Origin of the sequence: Streptomyces sp. WM4235 (genome assembly GCF_001279725.1) — a bacterium.
Classification (GTDB): Bacteria; Actinomycetota; Actinomycetes; order Streptomycetales; family Streptomycetaceae; genus Streptomyces.
The window spans coordinates 1-403 of the sequence record NZ_LGDE01000312.1 but is presented as its reverse complement, the minus strand read 5'-3'; the positions used below and the strand labels follow the sequence as shown (position 1 = coordinate 403).

Annotated in this window: 1 protein-coding gene; it reads left to right on the top strand. The window is 74.4% G+C overall.

Annotated elements, in window-relative coordinates:
* Positions 1-403 (top strand): condensation domain-containing protein (locus ADK55_RS20415; RefSeq protein WP_159041495.1); only part of this gene is annotated, 403 nt, incomplete at both ends.

The window sequence follows — 403 nt, the reverse complement described above, 5'->3', positions numbered from 1 at the left end:
GGCGGAGCTCGGGTGGTGGTTGTCGGTGGTGGAGGGGCCGGACCCGTTGTTGGGGTCGCGGGCCCTGGATCCCGCCCGAGACACCCAGGCCACCGTCGAGGACCTGTGGACGACCCTCCCGGCCGAGGCGACCCGCGCCCTGCTGACCGACGTCCCCGCCGCCTTCCGCGGCGGCGTCAACGACGGGCTGCTCGCCGCCCTCGCCCTCGCCGTGACCGCCTGGCGCCGCTCCAGGGGCGCCGACGACAGCTCCACCCTGATCCGGCTGGAGGGACACGGCAGGCAGGAGGAAGCCGTACCCGGTGCGGACCTGTCGCGGACGGTCGGCTGGTTCACCACCGTGTTCCCGGTCCGGCTCGACGTCGGTGACGTCGACCTCGACGAGGTGTTCGAGGGGGGTCCG